Here is a 249-nt window from a genome sequence, read left to right as displayed (position 1 = left end):
CGATGGTGATCATCAGTGGCAAATTACGTTTTATCACGGCTACGTACTCCTTTAATCAGACTGATAAAGCGTTGCGACTGGACAATCAGCACGCAAAGAACCACCACCGCTTTTACAACCTGGTTCATCTCTGGCGGAAAGCCCGAAAGCAAAATTCCGGTGTTCATCCCCTGAATAATCAGCGCCCCCACCACCGAAAGCAGTAGGTTAAAACGTCCGCCCATCAGCGATCCGCCGCCAATAACCACC

Annotated in this window: 1 pseudogene; it reads right to left on the bottom strand. The window is 50.6% G+C overall.

What is annotated here, in order from left to right:
* Positions 1 to 23: 23 nt before the first annotated feature.
* Positions 24 to 249, bottom strand: a pseudogene (locus R0J87_RS23090) (ABC transporter permease); the annotation flags it as partial.

This window comes from Halomonas sp. SIMBA_159 (assembly GCF_046536035.1).
Lineage (GTDB): Bacteria > Pseudomonadota > Gammaproteobacteria > Pseudomonadales > Halomonadaceae > Vreelandella > Vreelandella venusta_A.
This window is presented reverse-complemented; position numbering and strand designations above follow the sequence as displayed.